The 259-nt window shown below is 57.5% G+C and carries 1 protein-coding gene; it reads right to left on the bottom strand.

The window, feature by feature from the left end:
• Positions 1–66 precede the first annotated feature (66 nt).
• Positions 67–259 (bottom strand): hypothetical protein (locus ON41_RS42620; protein ID WP_218003385.1); only part of this gene is annotated, 193 nt, incomplete at its 5' end.

Here is a 259-nt window from a genome sequence, read left to right as displayed (position 1 = left end):
CTCCGCACAGGTGGATGTGGTTGTGGCAGAGACCGTTTGAGTCTCCATTCGAGAGACCGCGGAAGCTCATGGGTGGAACGCTGACAACCTCTCCGCATCCGAGCCGGTCACATGGCCGGCTCGCGGGGATATATCGACACACTGTTGGGTCCTGAAAGAACACGCGAGTGTTTCTTTCTGGGAAATCAAAACGATCCGCTCGGATTGTCGGTTAGTACCGCGCAGCGTGCTGTGGCTGGCTTCGAGGTTCGATTCGAGC

The organism is Nocardia transvalensis NBRC 15921 (genome assembly GCF_000308875.1).
Lineage (GTDB): Bacteria > Actinomycetota > Actinomycetes > Mycobacteriales > Mycobacteriaceae > Nocardia > Nocardia transvalensis.
The sequence above is the reverse complement of the archived record's forward strand: the minus strand, read 5'-3'. Positions and strand labels throughout refer to the sequence as shown.